This is a genomic window from Cohnella rhizoplanae, from assembly GCF_948329515.1.
GTDB classification, from domain to species: Bacteria; Bacillota; Bacilli; order Paenibacillales; family Paenibacillaceae; genus Cohnella; species Cohnella rhizoplanae.
Window position 1 is genome coordinate 82,362 of record NZ_CAOJCN010000001.1, and the last position, 18,018, is coordinate 100,379.

At 63.8% G+C, this 18,018-nt stretch carries 12 protein-coding genes; 7 read left to right on the forward strand and 5 right to left on the reverse strand.

The window, feature by feature from the left end; translation table 11 throughout:
- Positions 1 to 125: 125 nt before the first annotated feature.
- The 3 genes from PQG80_RS00410 (at position 126) to PQG80_RS00420 (ending at position 6,347) form a co-directional block, all read left to right on the forward strand.
- Entirely contained in the window at positions 126 to 2,255 is a 2,130-nt protein-coding gene (locus tag PQG80_RS00410; protein ID WP_271749133.1) for a methyl-accepting chemotaxis protein, read from the forward strand.
- Between the two features lie 177 nt (positions 2,256 to 2,432).
- A complete protein-coding gene (locus PQG80_RS00415) occupies positions 2,433 to 4,373 on the forward strand; it encodes a heavy metal translocating P-type ATPase (RefSeq protein ID WP_271749134.1) in 1,941 nt (646 codons plus the stop codon).
- A 129-nt stretch (positions 4,374 to 4,502) separates the two neighbouring features.
- Complete coding sequence (locus PQG80_RS00420) at positions 4,503 to 6,347, forward strand: peptidoglycan D,D-transpeptidase FtsI family protein (RefSeq protein ID WP_271749135.1); 1,845 nt, start codon at positions 4,503 to 4,505, stop codon at positions 6,345 to 6,347.
- Here the strand turns inward: PQG80_RS00420 and ytvI are convergent.
- Positions 6,289 to 7,458 (reverse strand): sporulation integral membrane protein YtvI, encoded by a 1,170-nt coding sequence (ytvI, locus tag PQG80_RS00425; protein ID WP_271749136.1) that lies wholly within the window; start codon positions 7,456 to 7,458, stop codon positions 6,289 to 6,291. The two genes, PQG80_RS00420 and ytvI, sit on opposite strands and share 59 nt — an antisense overlap.
- 224 nt (positions 7,459 to 7,682) lie before the next feature.
- On the opposite strand from ytvI, the gene PQG80_RS00430 reads away from it, so the two are divergent.
- A complete protein-coding gene (locus PQG80_RS00430) occupies positions 7,683 to 9,182 on the forward strand; it encodes a polysaccharide deacetylase family protein (protein WP_271749137.1) in 1,500 nt (499 codons plus the stop codon).
- 91 nt (positions 9,183 to 9,273) lie between these two features.
- Here PQG80_RS00430 and PQG80_RS00435 read toward each other — a convergent pair whose 3' ends face one another.
- From PQG80_RS00435 to PQG80_RS00450, 4 genes are all read right to left on the reverse strand, one after another.
- Positions 9,274 to 9,615 (reverse strand): hypothetical protein, encoded by a 342-nt coding sequence (locus PQG80_RS00435; protein WP_271749139.1) that lies wholly within the window; start codon positions 9,613 to 9,615, stop codon positions 9,274 to 9,276.
- A 191-nt stretch (positions 9,616 to 9,806) separates the two neighbouring features.
- Complete coding sequence (gene ilvD, locus PQG80_RS00440; RefSeq protein ID WP_271749904.1) at positions 9,807 to 11,477, reverse strand: dihydroxy-acid dehydratase; 1,671 nt, start codon at positions 11,475 to 11,477, stop codon at positions 9,807 to 9,809.
- 220 nt (positions 11,478 to 11,697) lie between these two features.
- Complete coding sequence (locus tag PQG80_RS00445; protein ID WP_271749140.1) at positions 11,698 to 12,363, reverse strand: 3'-5' exonuclease; 666 nt, start codon at positions 12,361 to 12,363, stop codon at positions 11,698 to 11,700.
- Between the two features lie 203 nt (positions 12,364 to 12,566).
- Positions 12,567 to 13,064, reverse strand: a complete 498-nt coding sequence (locus tag PQG80_RS00450) for a DUF2269 family protein (protein WP_271749141.1) — start codon at positions 13,062 to 13,064, stop codon at positions 12,567 to 12,569.
- Between the two features lie 206 nt (positions 13,065 to 13,270).
- Here PQG80_RS00450 and PQG80_RS00455 point away from each other — a divergent pair, with 206 nt between their 5' ends.
- From PQG80_RS00455 to PQG80_RS00465, 3 genes are all read left to right on the forward strand, one after another.
- The gene (locus PQG80_RS00455; protein WP_271749142.1) at positions 13,271 to 14,476 is read left to right on the forward strand and encodes an exonuclease SbcCD subunit D; all 1,206 of its coding nucleotides are present in this window, start codon (positions 13,271 to 13,273) and stop codon (positions 14,474 to 14,476) included.
- Positions 14,433 to 17,525, forward strand: a complete 3,093-nt coding sequence (locus PQG80_RS00460; protein ID WP_271749143.1) for an AAA family ATPase — start codon at positions 14,433 to 14,435, stop codon at positions 17,523 to 17,525. Before PQG80_RS00455 ends, PQG80_RS00460 begins: the two co-directional genes overlap by 44 nt.
- 85 nt (positions 17,526 to 17,610) lie before the next feature.
- Entirely contained in the window at positions 17,611 to 17,970 is a 360-nt protein-coding gene (locus tag PQG80_RS00465) for a hypothetical protein (RefSeq protein ID WP_334219797.1), read from the forward strand.
- The last annotated feature ends 48 nt before the right edge of the window (positions 17,971 to 18,018 follow it).

The following is an 18,018-nucleotide window of genomic DNA, read 5'->3' on the forward strand; positions in this document are numbered from 1 at the left end:
TTTTTTGTTTGGCCAGCATCCGCATGGCGCGCGGTAACGGGGAACCCCGTCCGGGATCCGAAGCGCCCAAGGGCGCCGGCTCGGCAGCAAAGGGTCATTTAACTAAGTCTCGGAGGGTGTGTCAAATGAAGCAAAGTTGGCGCGATCGTGTCAAGTCGGTGGAATGGAAGCAAGGAGCCGGCTCGCTTGGGGGATACGCGAAGAAATTCGGAAGGCAGCTTAAGGACACGAAGCTGGAGAGCCCGATTCGTTCTGTCGGCGTGAAGCTGTTCATTCTTGTATTCTGCGGGATCCTGCTATGCGTCGTGTCGCTAGGACTATTCTCCTATTCTAAGTCCAGGTCCGTTATCGAAAGCAAAGTATCCGAATCCAGCATGGAGACGGCCAATCAAGTATCCGGGCGGATGGACCTGCTTCTCACCGGTTACGAACGCAAATCGATGGAGTTCTTGTCCGATTCGGAGTTCATCTCACAACTGAGTCTGGCGATCGCGTCCACGGACGACTTCGAACGCTTCGACAATCAGCGGACGGTCAACACGAAGCTGTCGAACGTGATGATCTCGGACAATACTATCGCCGGCATCTTCCTGATGCCCACGGACCCGGAGATGGACATCATAGGCGCCGCCAACTCGGGCTTGCCTGACATGAAAGAGAGCCCGCCCGCATTCGTCGACACGATGAAGCAAGCGGCCGGCAAGGTCGTATGGGTGCCGACGATGCAGAAAGGCGTCTCCGGCAAGCAGACGACGCCGACGATCGCCGTCGGGCGCGCGCTTATGAACGTCAACGCGGAAAATCCGTACCTGCTCGTGATAGAGCTGAATGTCAAGGCGCTGCAGGATATGCTGGAAAACGTTAGCTTCGGTAAAGGCAGCGAGACCTACATCGTCGCGCCTGACGGTACGATCGTTTACGCGGCAGACCCGGCTCTCATGGGTACGAAGTACGAGAAAAAGCTGCCTGGCGAGAGCGGCAAGGTCAAGTTCAAGTCCAACGGCCACGAGCAGCTGTCCGTCGGATCCGCGTCGACCGGTACGAGCGGCTGGATGGTCGTCGGCAATATCCCGACCTCCTCGCTCGTCGAGGACGCGAAGGTCATCCGCAACCTGACGTTCCTCATGTGCGGTCTGTCCGTGCTCATCGCGGCGCTCATCGGTTTGTTCATCATGTGGACCGTCGGCAAGCCGCTCGGCCAGCTGCGCCATCTGATGAACGAGGGCGAGCGCGGCAACTTGACGGTGCGCAGCTCGATCCGTCAGAGAGACGAGATCGGTCAAGTGTCCGACAGCTTCAACCGGATGATGGAGCGCATCACGGAACTCGTGCGGCAGACCAACCAATCCGCCCAGGAGGTGCTGGAGACGGCCAGCTCGCTTACGCTCGCCTCTACCAAGACGGCTTCCGCGGCCAAGGAGATCGCCGTCGCGACCGAAGAGATCGCGGGCGGCGCGACCAACCTGGCCGTCGAGTCCGAGCGCGGCAGCGAGATGACGAGCCAGATCGGCGACAGGGTGGTATCGGTCATCGACTCCAACACGGAGATGGGCAAGTCGGCGTACGAGGTCGAGGAAGCCGGCCGCAGGGGTACGCAGTACATGGCCGGATTAATGGAGAAGACCGGACATACCGAAGAAATGACGCGCTCGATGGTCGAGAAGGTGGACAAGCTCAAGGAAAGCACGGGCTCGATCAGCAAGATCCTCGACGTGCTCGGCAACATGACGAAGCAGACCAACATTCTGTCGCTCAACGCGACGATCGAGGCGGCGCGCGCAGGCGCGGCCGGCAGGGGCTTCATGGTGGTCGCCGACGAGATTCGCAAGCTTGCCGACCAGTCCCGCCAATCGATCGGCGTCGTCGGCGAGATCGTCGACCGGATCGGACAAGAGATCGACGAGACGGTGACGGTCCTCTCCGACGCATACCCGCTGTTCAAGGAGCAGATCGAAGCCGTCCGCGACGCCAACAAGATTTTCGAAAACGTGCAGTCGCATATGGGCGACTTCAATCAGCGTCTGCACGCTGCCACGGCGTCCGTATCCCAGCTCGAGCTTGCTCAGGAGACGCTGACGCTTACGATGACCAACGTCAGCGCCGTCGCCCAGCAATCGTCCGCGACGAGCGAGCAGGTTGCGTCGCTGAGCAACGAACAGCTCGGCATCAGCGACGGCCTCGTCCAGCTCTCCAACAAGCTGGAGGCGGTATCTCAGCAGCTGCGGCAGTCGTTGTCCCAATTTACGGTCGCCTGAGACATTTCATGCTAAACCGTTCACGTTTTGGCGAGACGCGGATTATAATTATTTTATACTAAACAGCATAACTCGATTTTTAGAATGCTGCTCCCGTTCGCGGGGGCAGCATTCGGCATTTTACGGACGCCAATAGTGTCTCTCATTCCCAATGGAACTCCGAGGAGGGGGATCGGCATGAAAACCGACGGCGTAAATATGGCTCGGCGCAAGGCGCGTACCCGTATCGGAATGCCGACGACCGCGTTGGAGATGCCGCGGTTAAACGGCGAAGGCTTCTGCGCGCTCGCATGCGGCCTGCTGCTGGCGGCAGCCTGGTCGCTGGAGTCCGGCGCAGCACGCTCGCCATGGACGGCGGCGCTCTACACAGCCGCCTATCTCGTCGGCGGCTGGCGCCAGGCAAGGGAGGGGGTCCGGTCCCTGCTGGCGCGCTATCTTGACGTCAATCTGCTCATGATCGCCGCGGCGATCGGCGCAGCCTGCATCGGTTATTGGCGCGAGGGAGCGGTGCTCATTTTTATCTTCTCGCTCAGCGGGACGCTCGAGGCATACGCCACGGACCGCAGCAGGCGGGAGATAGGCTCGCTCTTGCGGATGAAGCCGGAGACTGCGCTTCGCTGGACGAACGGCGCGGAGACCCTGGTTCCGGCGGATACGCTGACAATCGGCGACACCTTGCTCGTGAAGCCCGGCGGGCGGATACCGGCGGACGGTGTCGTGACGGAGGGCGCCTCCTACGTGAACGAAGCCGCGATCACGGGCGAGTCGATGCCGGTAGACAAAAAAGCCGGAGATGAAGTATTCGCGGGCACGATCAACGGGCAAGGCGCACTCTTCGTGCAGGTGACGCACCCCGGGGATTCGACGTTATTCGCCCGCATCGTGAAGCTCGTGCAGGAGGCGGAGGCGGAGAAGCCGGCGTCCCAGCGATTCATGGAAAGCTTCGAGCGGCTGTATGCCGCCTCCGTGCTCGCGCTGTCGGCGCTGCTGGCTGGGCTCCTTCCTCCGCTGCTCGGCTGGACGTGGAGCGACGCGTTGTATAAGGCGATGGTATTCCTCGTCGTCGCTTCCCCGTGCGCGCTTGTCGCCTCGATCATGCCGGCCGTGCTGTCGGCCATTTCCGCAGGCGCGCGCAGGGGCATTTTGTTCAAGGGCGGGGCCCATCTCGAAGCGCTCGGGCGCGTCCGCGTGATCGCCTTCGACAAGACCGGAACGTTGACGACGGGAAGACCGGACGTGACCGATGTTATACCGCTGCGCGATGCGGACGCGCTGGAGCTGATCGGGATCGCCGCGGCGCTGGAGCAGTATTCCGAGCATCCGTTCGCAAGGGCTGTCGTCAGGCATGCGGCAGGGCTGGGCATCAAGCCCGGCAGGGTAACGGGATTCGTCTCGGAGACCGGCATCGGCGTGAGGGCCGGCGTCGAAGGAACGATGTGGCGTCTGGGCAAGCCTGATGCGATGTCGGCGGGCGGGGATGCGCCGGATGGGCGGGAGACGGTCAGGCGGTTGGAGCGCGAAGGCAAGACGGTCGTCATGCTGACCGGCGAGAATGGCGCGTGCGGCCTCATCGCGCTGCGGGATCAGGTGCGGCCGGAGGCGGCTGCAACGATCGGGCGGCTGGCCGCAATGGGCGTGCGCGCTGCCATACTCACGGGGGACAGCCGGGTCACGGCGGAAGCGGTCGCGAGAGAGGCGGGCATCGAGCCCGGTCTCGTATTCGCAGGGCTGCTGCCGGAGGATAAGGTGCGGCAGGTGAAGGCGCTGCGGGACAAATACGGTACAGCGGCAATGGTCGGGGACGGCGTAAACGACGCGCCTGCGCTGGCCGCTGCCGCCGTGGGCATCGCGATGGGCGCGGCAGGCAGCGATGCGGCGCTGGAATCGGCGGACGTCGTGCTGCTGACAGACGAGCTGGACCGGATCGCGGACGCCGTAAGCCTGGGGCGCCGCACGGGACGCATCGCGAAGCAGAACGTCGTGTTCGCGCTGGGCGTCATCCTGGCGCTGATCGGCGCCAACTTCGCGACGGGCATTGCGCTGCCGCTCGGCGTCGTCGGCCATGAGGGCAGCACGATCCTGGTCATTCTGAACGGCCTGCGGATGCTCCGCTGGTAGCGACGGTAATTACCAGCCGTTCGTTTCATTCGAAGTCTGCTAGATTCGCGCTTCGGTCCGCATCCCCTTTATAACTTCCCGCCAAGCTGGCAACAATGAGAATAATAGAGCGGAAGGTAGGGATGGCCGTTGAGCGGACTGGTGCCGGCGCGGATATTCAAGATTATGATCGTGCTGGCCGCCGCCTTCGGCGTAGCGGAGGCGAGGCTGGCCTGGGTGCAGCTGGGCGGGGGCGGCGGCCGGACGGAAGGCGCGGTAGCGGGCCTCTCCCAGCAGGCTTATATGCAGCATTCGGACCCGCTCGAGCTTGACGGCGGACGCGGGCAGTTCACGGATCGCGAAGGGCTGCCGCTGACGGGCAGGACGGTTCGCGTCCTCGCTGCCTATCCGACGGGCGGCATGCCCCGGGGGACGGACGGCAGGCTGCGGGCGCTCGCGGAGACGCTCGGGGCTCGCCCCGAGCAGGTCGCCGGCTGGCTGGACGGCATACGCGAGCCGCTCGTGTGGAGAAAGGGGCGCAGCGGACCGGCCGTCGCGCTGACCGAAGCGCAGGAAAAGCGGATCGGCGAGCTGGAGCTGACCGGCGTCGCCGTGGTGCCTTACGTCGAGCGATACAGGAATCCTGCCGAGAGCGGCATGAACGCGCTGCATGCGATCGGGTACACGGCGCAGGATCCGTCGCGCATGGTGAAGCTGTACAGCAAGGAGTTGGCCAAAGGCAAGGCTAAGACTTCGGACCCGATCGGAGAGGCCGGACTGGAACTGTCGCTTGACCGGCTCCTGAGGGGCGTCGGGGGCACCTTCGCGGTCGCGACTACCGACGGCGCGAGGCGGCCGCTCGCGGGCATCGGCATCCGCATCTCGGGTCCTGCCAATCCGCATTACCCGCTGCAGGTGCGGACCACGATCGACTCGCGGGTGCAGCAGGCGGCCGAAGCCGTCCTGAAGAAGCATGGGATCAAGGAAGGCGCAGTCGTCATTCTGGACGCGGACAGCGCGGATATTCTCGGCATGGTATCGCTGCCTGCATTCGATCCGTCCAAGATCGGCGCAGCCGGCACCGACTCGCGCAATCATGCGTTGATCGCCGTCCCGCCGGGTTCTATCTTCAAGACGGTCACGCTTGCGGCGGCGCTCGAGGCAGGCGTCACGACGCTGGACGAGATCTTTCGCTGCATCGGGACGTACGGCAGATACGGCCTGAACTGCTGGCTGCACGGCGGCCATGGCGTGCTCACCGTCAAGGAGGCGTACGCGGAGTCGTGCAACGTCGTCTTTGCCGCGCTCGCGGAGCGGCTCGATCCCGCGGTCTTGGCGGAGACGGCGGACAAGCTGGGCCTCGGCCGGCAGATCGGCTGGCAAACCGCGTCGTTCGTCGACGGCAAGCCGCTGCGCCTGCTGGCAGAGGAACAGCCCGGGGCGGTATTCGCCTCGCCGGACGCGGGCAAGGACGGCGGCGTGCGCACAGGGACGGGCATCGGCCAGCGCGACGTGCGGGTGACGCCGCTGCAGGCGGCCAATCTGGCCGTGACCCTGCTGCACGGCGGGCGCGTTCAGTCCCCGCGGATCGCGCGGGAGATCCGCTATGCGGACGGCGGGCTGCTCGCGAGCATGCCTGAGCGCGGCGCGCCGAGCGAGTTCGGCAGCATCAAGCCGGCTACGGCGGCCGCGCTGCGCGAGGCGATGCGCGCCGTGGTCACGGAAGGCACGGCCGGGCATGCGCTAGGGGCAAACGAATGGCCGCTCGCGGGCAAGTCCGGCACGGCCGAGCTTGCCGGCAAGCGGCCGGCGTTGAACGAGCAATGGTTCATCGGATACGGGCCGGCCAAAGGCCGTCCCCGTTATGCGGTGTCCGTGCTGCTGGAAAACCGCAAGGCCGGCGCGCGCAATGCGGCGCCGGCCGTATTCGGCGACCTTATGGACGCGCTTCGTCTGATGGAGCAGGCGGAATCGGGCCCCCCGGTACGGTCGTAGCGGCCGAAGACGGGTTGAACGGCGCGACGATGAACTCTTCCTTGGGCCAACGGATCCACCTGTGAAAATAGCCTTGATCGTACAGCGCCTTCAGCAGGATCATCAGGATCGGCGCCAGGATCAGGCCGGCGAAGCCGAAGAAGGACAGCGATATCATCATGAACGCCAGCATCGTGAAGGCGGAGACGCCAACGGTCTGACCCGTGATGCGCGGCTCGAGGAATTGGCGTGTCAGCGTCACGACGAGCAGCAGCGCGGTGAGCCAGATGGCGAGGCCCGTATCGCCTACGATAAACAAATACAAGATCCAGGGAATGAACAGCGTGCTGACGCCGAGCAGCGGCAGGACGTCGAAGAAGCCCGCGAGCAGCGCGATCGTGAACGCATTGTTCACCTGCAGCGCGAGCAGGGCGATCAGAATGACGATGAACGTAATGCTGATCAGCTTGAGTTGGGATTTGAGATAAGCTCCGATGCCTTTGAACACATTTTCGCGCAGGAACGTAAAGGCCGTTTTCATCGTCTTCGGCGATCTCTGGCCCGCGAGACGTTTCCACATATCGATCTCGACGCTAAGGAAGTAGGCCAAAATGAGGGCGATCGAGAAATTCAGCACGAACGAGGAAAAGGAGCTGACGAAGCCGACCGCGCCGTTAAACAGATTGGTCGCGAGCCCGGTACCGAACTTGACGATATTTTCGGCAGCGCCCTGCAATTTGTCCGCGAGGCCGTCCGGCAGGCTGTCCGAGCGCTGCTGGACCTCCGCCGTAATCGAACGGATCTGGGCTTCGACCTGGTCCTGGTAATTGGGCAGTTTTTCGACGAGCTCCGATGTCTGGTGGTAAAACATGAAGCCGATGCCCGCGAGCGCGGCGAGCAGTACGGCCGTGAACAGGAGGACGCTGATGCCGGAAGCGATGGCCTTGCGGACGCCAAGCTTGTTCAGTCTGCGCGCGAGCGGCTCGATGCACAGGAAAATAATAAAGGAAAGGAATACCGGCGTAGCTATCTTATACAAATAACTGAAAGCGAACATGATAAGCCAGACGGTCAAAATGATCAAGGCGATGTCGAAAGCGGTTCTCCAGTACTTTTGATACAGCGAGAGCATTATGTATTCTCCTTTGTTTGGCCTGATGAGGCTTCGGTTACTATTTTAACCGATAATACGCGGGCAAGGCTACGGCGTCTCAGAATCGATCGGAGCGACCGAGTCTGGCGGAGTCCTCAAAAAGATGCATGCCGCATCGTCAATTCTTGTTCGACCTATGTTAAAATAGGGGAAGTTGAACGGCGGCAAAATTTATAACAGAAAGCAAGATGGTGGAAACGGGCATGGACGTTATCCTTTGGTGGGGCTTTTATTTTCTGACTTTTTACGCATTTTTGCCTGGATTCATCAGCCGGATGTTCGGATTCCGCGTCTTCTCCAAGGGAGTGGCCGAGCGCGAGATCGCGCTCACCTTCGACGACGGGCCGCACCCGGTCTACACGCCTAGGCTGCTCGACCTGCTTAAGGCGCACGGCGCGCACGCGACCTTCTTCGTCGTCGGCTCGCATGCGGAGAAGCATCCGGACATCGTGCGACGCATGCACGAAGAAGGGCACGATATCGGCATTCATAACTACATCCACCGCAGCAACTGGATCATGGGTCCGATCAGCGTCAAACGACATGTCGTACGGACCGGCGACATCGTGGAGCATATCACGGGGGTCAGGCCGCGGTACTACCGTCCGCCTTGGGGCATCGTCAACGTGTTCGACTTCCTTGGCCGGGGCAAGCCGCAGATCGTGCTGTGGACGGCGCTGTTCGGCGATTGGAAGCTCAAGGTAGGGGCCGAGCGGCTCTACGGCAAGATCCGGCGCAAGCTTCAGCCGGGCGCCGTCCTGCTGCTCCACGACCGCGGCGACACGTTCGGCGCGGATCCGGACGCGCCGGCCAACACGATCGACGCCGTAGGCCGCATCCTCGAAGACGGCAAGCGGGAGGGGCTGCGGTTCGTCGGCATCGGGGAGATGATGAGGTTGACCAGGCAGAGCAAGGATGAAGCGCAAGCGAGGCGGGGGAGCGGCGGCGCCGCAACGGACGGGATCGTCCCGGGGAGCGCAGCGAAGGCGCAGCCGGAGGCATTACCCAAAACGGGACCGGTCAAGCGCGTCGTGGTGGCGGCCTGGATGCTGTGGGAGGACATCTTCGGTTGGCTGTTCCGGCTCCGTCCGATAGGCGACGGCCGTTCGTTCCATTACCGGATCATCCGGTACGGCGGACCTGCGCTGACGCTCGACGACGGACAGCGGATCGCGCGGGGAGACCGCGTGATGGAGCTGCACTTCGTCAACAAGATGATGCTCGATATCGGGATGAGCTCGCGCTCGGAGATGCAGATCGCGATCCGGGTCATCCAGCTCGTCAAGAAGGCGCTGCCGGATGCCGCCAGGGAGCTGCAGTCGATGCCCGGCGGCGAGGACGTCAAGGCGCTGTACGGCGTATCCATGATCAACCGCGGCTCCGAGGGCTTGGGATTCGAGACCTTCGCGATGCAGAAGGGACTGTTCGCCTGGTTCACGAACCGCTATCTGCGGCTGCTGACCGCCATCATTCATCCCCAGGGGAGGACGCGGGTCAAGGCGCACGGCGAACGGATGGAGCCGAGGATGCTGGTAATGCCGCGACGGAAGCTTATGGAATGGGAAAAAGGCTCGTATTCGGCAGCCAGGGAGCGCGCCTCCAAGGCCGAGATCCGGCAGGGGATGGCTGCCGTGGGGGCCGCGGGTTACGGCGAGGGCGAGGATCGGCCGGGCGACGAAGGCCGTTCCGGCGACCAGGCTTGAGCAGCTGCGCCAATCGCGAGATCAATGCCGCAGGAGAAGGAGCCAACCTTCTGCCCTGCGGCATTTTTTGACGCTTGAGGAATAGCTGAAGTCAGCGCGGCTTTGCCCGCCTGCCCCGGACGAGGAAGGCGTCTCCCGCTCTGTTCGGACGGGTAGGGATCGATACCGCCAAGCCGTTCTGAATCATGACGCCCCGCTGCGAGAGCTTCAGACGGGGATTGCGGCCGTTGATTCTACAGCAAGCGAAGGCGACGGGCTTCAAGCCGGACAAATGCCCGATCGCGCCGTCGACCTGCGGCGCCTCGACGATCCACTCGGCGGAGGTCTGCGGCCCGTGATAGGACTGGATCGTCCTGAAGCGCCAGCCGCTCGTCAGATTGCGCAGCGAGATCGACCATTTGCCGCGCCCGCATTTTAGGATCGAGGCGCGCATGCTCCTGGATGGGCGGTATAGGGAATGACTTTTGTTACAAGAGATGCGGCAGGCGGAGGCAAAGGAAGGGCGACGACGAATTTCAGGCGATGTTCCATACAGTCCGTCCGCATCCGCCGCGGGCCGGGGAACAAGAAAAGAGCAGGAGCCGTCGGCTCCTGCTCTTCGCGTGTAAAGAGGGATCAAGCAAGTTACATCTTCATGACGCCGCCGCGGCTGGCATTGGTCACCATCGCGGAGTAGCGGGCCAGATAGCCGCGCTTGATCTTCGGTTCGAAGCCCGGCCAGTTTGCCCGGCGACGGTCCAGTTCCTCGTCGCTCACCTCGAGGGTGATCGTGCGGTTGTTCATGTCGAGCTCGATCATGTCGCCGTCCTCGACGAACGCGATCGGACCGCCCTCCGCCGCTTCCGGCGAGATGTGGCCGATGGCGATGCCGCGGGAGGCGCCGGAGAAGCGGCCGTCGGTGATGAGGCCGACCTTGGTGCCCAGGCCCATGCCGACGATCTGCGAGGTAGGCGCGAGCATCTCGGGCATGCCGGGGCCGCCCTTCGGACCTTCGTAGCGGATGACGACGACATGGCCTTCCTTGACCTTGCCTTCGGCCAGGCCGCGCAGGACGTCGTCCTGCGAGTCGAAGCAGATCGCCGGACCGCGGTGATAGCCGCCGACCGACTTGTCGACCGCGCCGACCTTGATGATCGAGCCGCCGGGCGCCAGATTGCCGAACATGACGGACAATCCGCCTTCCTTGGTGTGCGGATCGTCGATCGGACGAATAACGGCGTGATCCGTGATCTCGGCGCCTTCTACGTTCTCGCGCAGCGTCTTGGCGGACACCGTCATGACGTCGCCCTTGAGCGTGCCTTCCTTCTTGAACAGCTCGTTAATGATCGCGCTCACGCCGCCGGCATTGTGCAGGTCCTCGATATGGTGGTCGGAGGCCGGCGCGAGCTTCGACAGGTAAGGCGTGCGCTTCGCCACTTCGTTGATGCGTTCGATCGGATACTCGATGCCAGCCTCGTGCGCCAGCGCGAGCGTGTGGAGCACGGTGTTGGTCGAGCCGCCCATGGCCATGTCGAGCGCGAACGCGTTGTCGATGGAGTCGAGCGTGACGATGTCGCGCGGCTTGATGTCCTTCTTGATGAGCTCCATCAGTTGGGCTGCGGACTTCCGCACGAATTCGCGGCGTTCGGGCGCGACCGCCAGGATCGTGCCGTTGCCCGGCAGGGCGAGACCGAGCACCTCGGCGAGACAGTTCATGGAGTTCGCGGTGAACATGCCGGAGCAGGAGCCGCAGGTCGGGCAGCCGTACTGCTCGAGCTCGGTCAGGCTCTGCTCGTCGATCTTGCCCGTCATGTAGGCGCCTACGCCCTCGAAGACGGAGGTCAGCGAGATGGCGCGTCCGTCCTTGGTGCGGCCGGCCTTCATCGGGCCGCCGCTGACGAACAGCGTCGGGATGTTGACGCGGAGCGCGGCCATCATCATGCCGGGCGTGATCTTGTCGCAGTTGGGGATACAGACCATGCCGTCGAACCAGTGCGCGTTGACCATCGTCTCGACCGAATCGGCGATGATCTCGCGGCTCGCGAGAGAGTAGCGCATGCCGATGTGGCCCATCGCGATGCCGTCGTCGACGCCGATCGTGTTGAACTCGAACGGTACGCCGCCCGCTTCGCGGATCGCTTCCTTGACGATTTTGCCGAATTCCTGCAGGTGGACGTGCCCGGGCACGATGTCGATGTAGGAATTGCAGACGGCGATGAACGGTTTGCCGAAGTCTTCTTCCTTGACGCCCGCCGCGCGCAGCAAGCTGCGATGAGGCGCGCGGTCGAAGCCTTTCGTGATCATATCGGAACGCATTTTGGAAGCCATGGTGAGAATCCCCCGTTTCATATGAATGCCGTGCATGGGACTTGGGTAGGACAAGTTCGAATAGAAACAATTTTATCACATTTCGACAGCCGACGGCTACAGTGCCGCGCAGACGATTGAACGCGATCGCCGGACCGCGCGTTCGATCTTGGCCGTCCGAACGCGAGCGCCCCCTGCCGGCGGGCAGGGGGCTGCGCAGCTTGGGGCGTCATGCGTCGGATTCGGAAGGGAAAAGTCCGGACAACGCCTCAAAGGGAAGATTCTCGAAGTGGCCGGTCTTGTAGACGACCTCCGACTCGGTCTGCGGCTCCTCGGCCGGCTTGTTGCGGCGGAACGACAGCCGATCGAACAGCTTCACGAGCACCTGCGCCGTGTTAAGCGCGTCGTCGAGGGCGCGGTGGTGGGCGCCCGAAAACGGGATCTCGAGCATCTCGAGCGCCGCCTTGAGCCCCATCTGCTGATGCTTCTCCAGCTTGAACACCTTGGATAGCATCTTCTGCAGATTGTTGTGGTTGACCATCCACTTGGTGTCGATCTGCATCTGGCGGCATTCCTGCAGCAGCTGCCGGAGATCGTCCGGGCCCCAGGCGCACAAATAATACTCGTCGGGTCCGAGCCAGGAGACGAAGGCGGATATCGCGTCCGGAAGCCGGCCGGCGGCGTCGACGTCGTCCTGCGTAATGCCGGTGAAGGCGGTCGTGTCCGGCGAGAGCGCCGGCACGACGGTCGGCTTCACGAAAGCCTGAAACGTATCGAGAATGCCGGGAACGCCGTCCACCAGTCCTACTTTGGCCGCGCCGATCTCGATGATCTCGGCGATTTGTCCCTTTTTCCGGCGAACGGTCATCTCTAGGTCGTATACAATGTAAGTCAAGGAATCACACCTCGGGTCGTCCGCGCGGGCGCTAGCCCCGCGAATCGTCGCGTAATAAGTAAGGCTCTACGTATTATAGACCTCCTCCAATTATTTGTCATGGTGCTGCAGAAGAAATGCCGGCAGCCGGCCCGGGAAAAGGGGCGAGCTGCCGGCATGCGGGAAGAGAGCAGGCTAGACGATTCTAGAAATGTACCGGAGATTCAGAGCGTTGGCTTGAAAAACATGAGCAGGAACAAAACGATGCCGAGCGCGGTGGTGACGTAGTTGATCGCGTTGACCCTGGCCACGCCGGCTTGCAGCGCCTCCGAGGCCGGCCGGTCCTCCGGTCCCGCGTCGGCATGCGCCTTGGCCGCGACGGCAGCCGCCGCCCGCGCCATGAAGGCGATCACCACGACCTGGATCAGCACGTAGTCGGCGATGGACGCGACGATCCACAGCTGGTCCCATCCGTAGTCGCCGAGCCAGACGAGCAGCAGGCCGGACACGACGGCGAGGGAACCGAGAATTTTGGGAAACAATTCGAGCCTGGCCGACAGGCTCAGCGAGTCGCGCAGCTGGCCCAGCGTCTGGCCCTTGCGCAGCAGGACATGGCCGAAGTATGTGGGGCCGATGCCGACGACCGCAGAGACCACGTGTATCGCGACCAGGATGCGAAGCCAGTTTTCCTCCAGATAAGCGTACCCCGTTAACGACAACATGCGAAAGCTCCTCTCGTAAATGTTATATAGCTGCATGCTAACATGGTTTCGCGGAACCGACTGTCACTGATTTCCATGACGAGTCACGGGTTCGGACCGCCGGTTTCGGATGACGAATGTCATGTGCATGAAATCCTTTCCTTGCCGCTAACGCGCGCGACGGTGTTGTATAATGAACAAAAAGAATGACAAGAAGGTGTTCCTCTTTGAAATTTTTCCATACGGCGGATTGGCATCTCGGAAAATTGATCCAAAACGTATACATGACCGAAGATCAGCAGCATATGCTCGAGCAGTTCATGCGCGATATCGAAACGGAGCGGCCCGACGCGGTCGTCGTGGCGGGAGATCTGTACGACCGGGCCGTGCCCCCGACCGACGCCGTCGGCCTGCTGGACCGCACGCTGCAGCGAATCGTGCTGGAGCTCCGGACGCCGGTGATCGCCGTGGCGGGCAATCACGACAGCCCAAGCCGGCTAAACTTCGGGAGCGGCCTCATGAAGGCGGCGGGCTTGCATATCGCCGGCGAGTTCGATCCGATGGCGGCGCCGGTCGTGATGCACGACGCGCACGGACCGGTGCACTTCCACCTCGTGCCGTTCGCGGATCCGGCCGCCGTGCGGCTCGCGCTGCGCGACGACGCGATTCGCTCCTACGACGGCGCGATGGCCGCGATCGCGGACCGGTTGCGCGCGGCGATGGAACCGGGAGCCAGACACGTATTCGTCGGACATGCGTTCGTCACGCCTCGCGGCGAGGCGGAGCCCAATACGAGCGATTCCGAGCGGCCGCTCTCGATCGGAGGCACGGAGCACGTGAGCGCGGCTCACTTCCGCGGCTTTCACTATACGGCGCTCGGCCATCTGCACCAGTCGCACTTCGTCGGCACGGAGACGGTACGGTACGCAGGCTCGCCGCTCAAGTACTCGATCTCCGAGGAGCGCCATCAGAAGGGTTATCTGATCGTGGAGCTGGATGGGGAAGGCCATGCGACAGTCGAAAAGCGGGTGCTCGTCCCGAGGCGCGACATGCGCACGGTCACGGGCCTCATCGACGATATCGAGCGGCACGAGCCGAGCGAGGACTACATATATGTAAGGCTGCTGGACGAACGTCCGGTGATGTCTCCGATGGAGCGCGTCCGGTCCGTCTACCCGAACGCGATGCACGTGGAGCGGGAGCTGGCGATGCAGCAGGTCGCCGCCGGATCCGAGGAAGGGGCCGCGCCGGGCGGCAAGGCCGGCATGGACATGCTGACGCTGTTCCGCGCCTTCTACCTGGAGGCGAAGGGCGGGGAAGCGTCGGAGGAAACGGAGCGGCTGTTCCTGGCGGCGCTGCGGGATATCGAGAACGAGGAGGATGAGCGTCATGATGCCGTTACGGTTGACGATGACGGCGTTCGGGCCGTATAAGGACAAGGAGGTCATCGACTTCGCGGAGCTGTCGGGAAACCGCCTGTTCCTCGTGTCCGGCAATACGGGCGCGGGCAAGACGTCGATCTTCGACGCGATCTGCTTCGCCCTCTACGGCGAAGCGAGCGGCGAGGACCGCAGCGACGTCCGCATGCTGCGCAGCCAATTCGCCTCGGACGACCTGTATACGTCCGTCGAGTTCGAATTCGAGCTGAAGCGCCGGACGTACCGCATCCTGCGCCAGCTGCCGCACGTGAAGACCGGCAACAAGAGCCCGACGGGGGAGAAGTACGAGTTCGTCGAGACGACCGGGGGCACGGAGGCGATGATGGTCGACCGCCATGCCGTCCGGCAGATCAACGACCGGATGCAGAGCCTGCTCGGACTCACCAAGGAGCAGTTCAGCCAGATCGTCATGCTGCCGCAGGGCGAATTCCGCAAGCTGCTCACTTCGGATACCGAGAACAAAGAGGAGATCATGCGGCGCATCTTCCGCACGCATCTGTTCAAGTTCGTCGCCGAGTATCTGAACGAGAAACGCAAGGCGTCGCAGTCCGCCTGGGAGCTCGCAAAGCGGGACCTCGACATGCACGCGGCGAATTTGAAGCTCTCGCTGGCGCAGCGGGAAGGGTCCGAGCTCGCGCGCGTGCTGGGCCAGGAGCACTTCAACGTGCATCAGGTGCTCGAGGCGCTGGACGCGGAGATGGCCTATTACGAAGGCGAGAAGACCGCGCGCGAGGCCAGGCTGGCCGAAGAGAGCCGGCTTCACAAGGCGCAGGTCGAGCGCTATCATGCGGCCGCGCGGGTGAACGAGCTGTACGGCGAGCTGGACCGCAAGACCGGGGAGCGCGAGACGTTCGAGGCGCGCATACCCGAGATCGAGGGGAAGAAGCGGCGCCTTGCCCTGGCGGAGAAAACGCTGCCGCTGGAGGTCAGGGAGCGGCTGCGCGAGAGCGCGAAGGTACAGTCGGCCGCGGCCGAGGGGCTCATGCAGTCGGCCGCGGAGGCGTCGGGGCGCGCAGCGGCGGAGCTCGCCGCCGCGCGGGAGCGCCACGCGCACGAGGAGGCGCGCGCGGAGCGGCGCGAAGCGCTGGTGCGGGAGCTGGAGCGGCTCGCGCGCGACCTGCCGTCCGTCCGGGAGCTCGAGGAGCGCCGGGCTGCGCTCGTCCGGCTTGAACGCGAGGCCGCCGCGGCGCTGCGGGAGCAGCAGGCGGCGGAGACCGCGGCAGCCGCCCGGCAGGAGTCGCGCAGGGCGCTGTCGGAGCGCGCGCGGCAATCCGAGGAGGCGGTGCGCGGGCTGCCGGCGCTCGCCGAGCGCTTCGAGCGGATGCTGCAGGAGGCGACGCTGCTGCGCGAGTACGTACTGCTGAAGCGCGCGGCGGTCGCGCAGGCCGCGGAGGAAGCCGGGCTGCGCCTCGCGCACGAGGAGGCCGCGCAGCGGTATCTGGCGTTCGAGGCCGGATGGCTCGAGGGCCAGGCCGGACAGCTCGCCGCGCATCTGCATGACGGCAAGCCCTGTCCCGTCTGCGGCAGCGAGGCGCATCCCCGTCCGGCGGAGCCGCCGGCCGACATGCCGACGCGCGAGGCGCTCGACCGTCAGCGCGCCGACAAGGCCGAGCGGGAGACGCTGTATCTGGCGGCCAAGGCGAAGCGGGAGCATACGGACGCGCAGCTGAGGGACAAAGCGGGAGAGATCGAGCGAGGCGGGCGCGATCCGGGGCAGGCCGAGGCGGCGTACGCGGAGCTCGTCGAGGCCGGCAAGCGGATGCGCGTCGAAGTCGACGGGCTTAAGGCCGAGCAGACGGCGCTGGACGAGCTGCGGCGCAAGCTGGCGGAGGAGGAATCCGCGCTGGAGGCCGCGGTCGCGGACAAGGAGCGGCGGGCTGCCTTGTCGCAGGAGCGGCGGACGGCGTATGCGGCGGAGCAGGCGGTCTACGAACGGACGCTGGCCGGTCTGCCCGAGGGGCACCGGACGCTCGAGGCGCTGCAGCGGCTGCTTCGGGAGGCGGAGCAGGAAACGGAGCGTCTGGATACGGCCTGGCGGCTCGCGCAGGAGCAGCTGCGGCTGGCGGGGGAGCGCCATGCGGCGGCGGCGGCCCACCGGGATGGCGCGGAGCGGCAGCACGTCGAGGCGGTCGCGCGGCTGTCGGAGGCGGAGGGCGACTTCGCCGCTGAGCTGGCCAAGGCCGGCTTCGTCTCGGAGGCGGACTACCGGGCGGGCAAGCTGCCGGAACGGGACATCGCGGACATGAAGGCGGAGATCGAGCGGTTCCTGGCCGGCCTGGCGGCGGTCGCCAGGCAGATCGAAGATCTGGGCATACAGCTGCAAGGCAAGGAACGGGCGGATCTGGCGGCGCTCGCGGAGGAAGCGGAGCGGACGGAGCGGCAGGCGGAGGCGACGCGCCTATCCCTGCGAGAGGCGCAGGCCTATCTGGAAAAGGGCGCCGAAGGTCGTGCCAAGCTGCTGGAGGCCGAGGAGAAGTGGCGGCAGTCGGAGCGGGATTTCCAGCTCGTCAAGGATCTGTACGACGTCGTGCGCGGGGACAACCGGCACAAGATCTCGTTCGAACGGTACCTGCTCGTCGAATTCCTCGATCGGATCCTGTCGGCGGCCAACTTGCGTCTGCGCACAATATCGGGTGGACAGTTCTATCTCGTCCGCAGCGACCGCCGGGAGAAGCACGGCAAGCAGAGCGGTCTCGGGCTCGACGTCTTCGACAACTATACGGGCCAGCTCCGCGACGTGAAGACGCTGTCCGGCGGCGAGAAGTTCAACGCGTCGCTCTGCCTCGCGCTCGGCATGGCCGACGTGATCCAGGCCTACGAGGGCGGCGTGTCGCTCGAGACGATGTTCATCGACGAAGGCTTCGGCTCGCTCGACGAAGAGTCGCTGAGCAAGGCGGTCGATACGCTCATCCAGCTCCAGCAGACCGGACGGATGATCGGCATCATCTCGCACGTTCAGGAGCTCAAGCAGGCGATCCCGGCGGTGCTCGAGGTGAAAAAGTCGGCCGACGGCTGCAGCTATACGAGGTTCCGGATAAGCTAAACCGAACCCAATTGGGCCGCAGGCAGGCATCCTCTGTCTATACCTGCGCCTACCGTCATATACATGGAACAAAAAGGCGAGAGGTGTGGGGCGTTTGGACAAGGCTGCGGTCAAACGGTATTACGACCTGAAGAGCAAACAGAAGGAGATCGAGAAGGAGCTGTCGGAGCTGCGCGGGGAGATCCTGGCATTTTGCGAGACGGAAGGGCTGTCCCAGACGGAGCTCGGCGGCTACAAGGTGAAGATTGTGCATCAGGAGCGTAGGGAATACGACGATCAGAAGCTCCAAGCGGCGCTGCCCGACGACGAGCTGTGGCGGCTCGTGTCCCGCGCGGATCCGTCCAAGATCTCGGGGCTCGTGAAGCTGAACGTCGTTAAGGAGGAGCAGCTTTTCGGAACGTACGATCTGAAGAAGATCGCGCTGGTGCAGGTGGAGCGGGAATAATCGCGTATTGACCTCTTAAAAAGAATTATAACTGACCCTTTGTTAGGG

Bases quoted from the DNA above. Each gene is read 5' to 3' on its own strand.
- PQG80_RS00435 (WP_271749139.1), bottom strand. From the start codon at position 9,615: ATGCGCGCCTCGATCCTAAAATGCGGGCGCGGCAAATGGTCGATCTCG.
- PQG80_RS00450 (WP_271749141.1), bottom strand. From the start codon at position 13,064: ATGTTGTCGTTAACGGGGTACGCTTATCTGGAGGAAAACTGGCTTCGC.
- ytvI (WP_271749136.1), bottom strand. From the start codon at position 7,458: ATGCTCTCGCTGTATCAAAAGTACTGGAGAACCGCTTTCGACATCGCC.
- PQG80_RS00460 (WP_271749143.1), top strand. From the start codon at position 14,433: ATGATGCCGTTACGGTTGACGATGACGGCGTTCGGGCCGTATAAGGAC.
- PQG80_RS00430 (WP_271749137.1), top strand. From the start codon at position 7,683: ATGGACGTTATCCTTTGGTGGGGCTTTTATTTTCTGACTTTTTACGCA.
- PQG80_RS00415 (WP_271749134.1), top strand. From the start codon at position 2,433: ATGAAAACCGACGGCGTAAATATGGCTCGGCGCAAGGCGCGTACCCGT.
- PQG80_RS00410 (WP_271749133.1), top strand. From the start codon at position 126: ATGAAGCAAAGTTGGCGCGATCGTGTCAAGTCGGTGGAATGGAAGCAA.
- ilvD (WP_271749904.1), bottom strand. From the start codon at position 11,477: ATGCGTTCCGATATGATCACGAAAGGCTTCGACCGCGCGCCTCATCGC.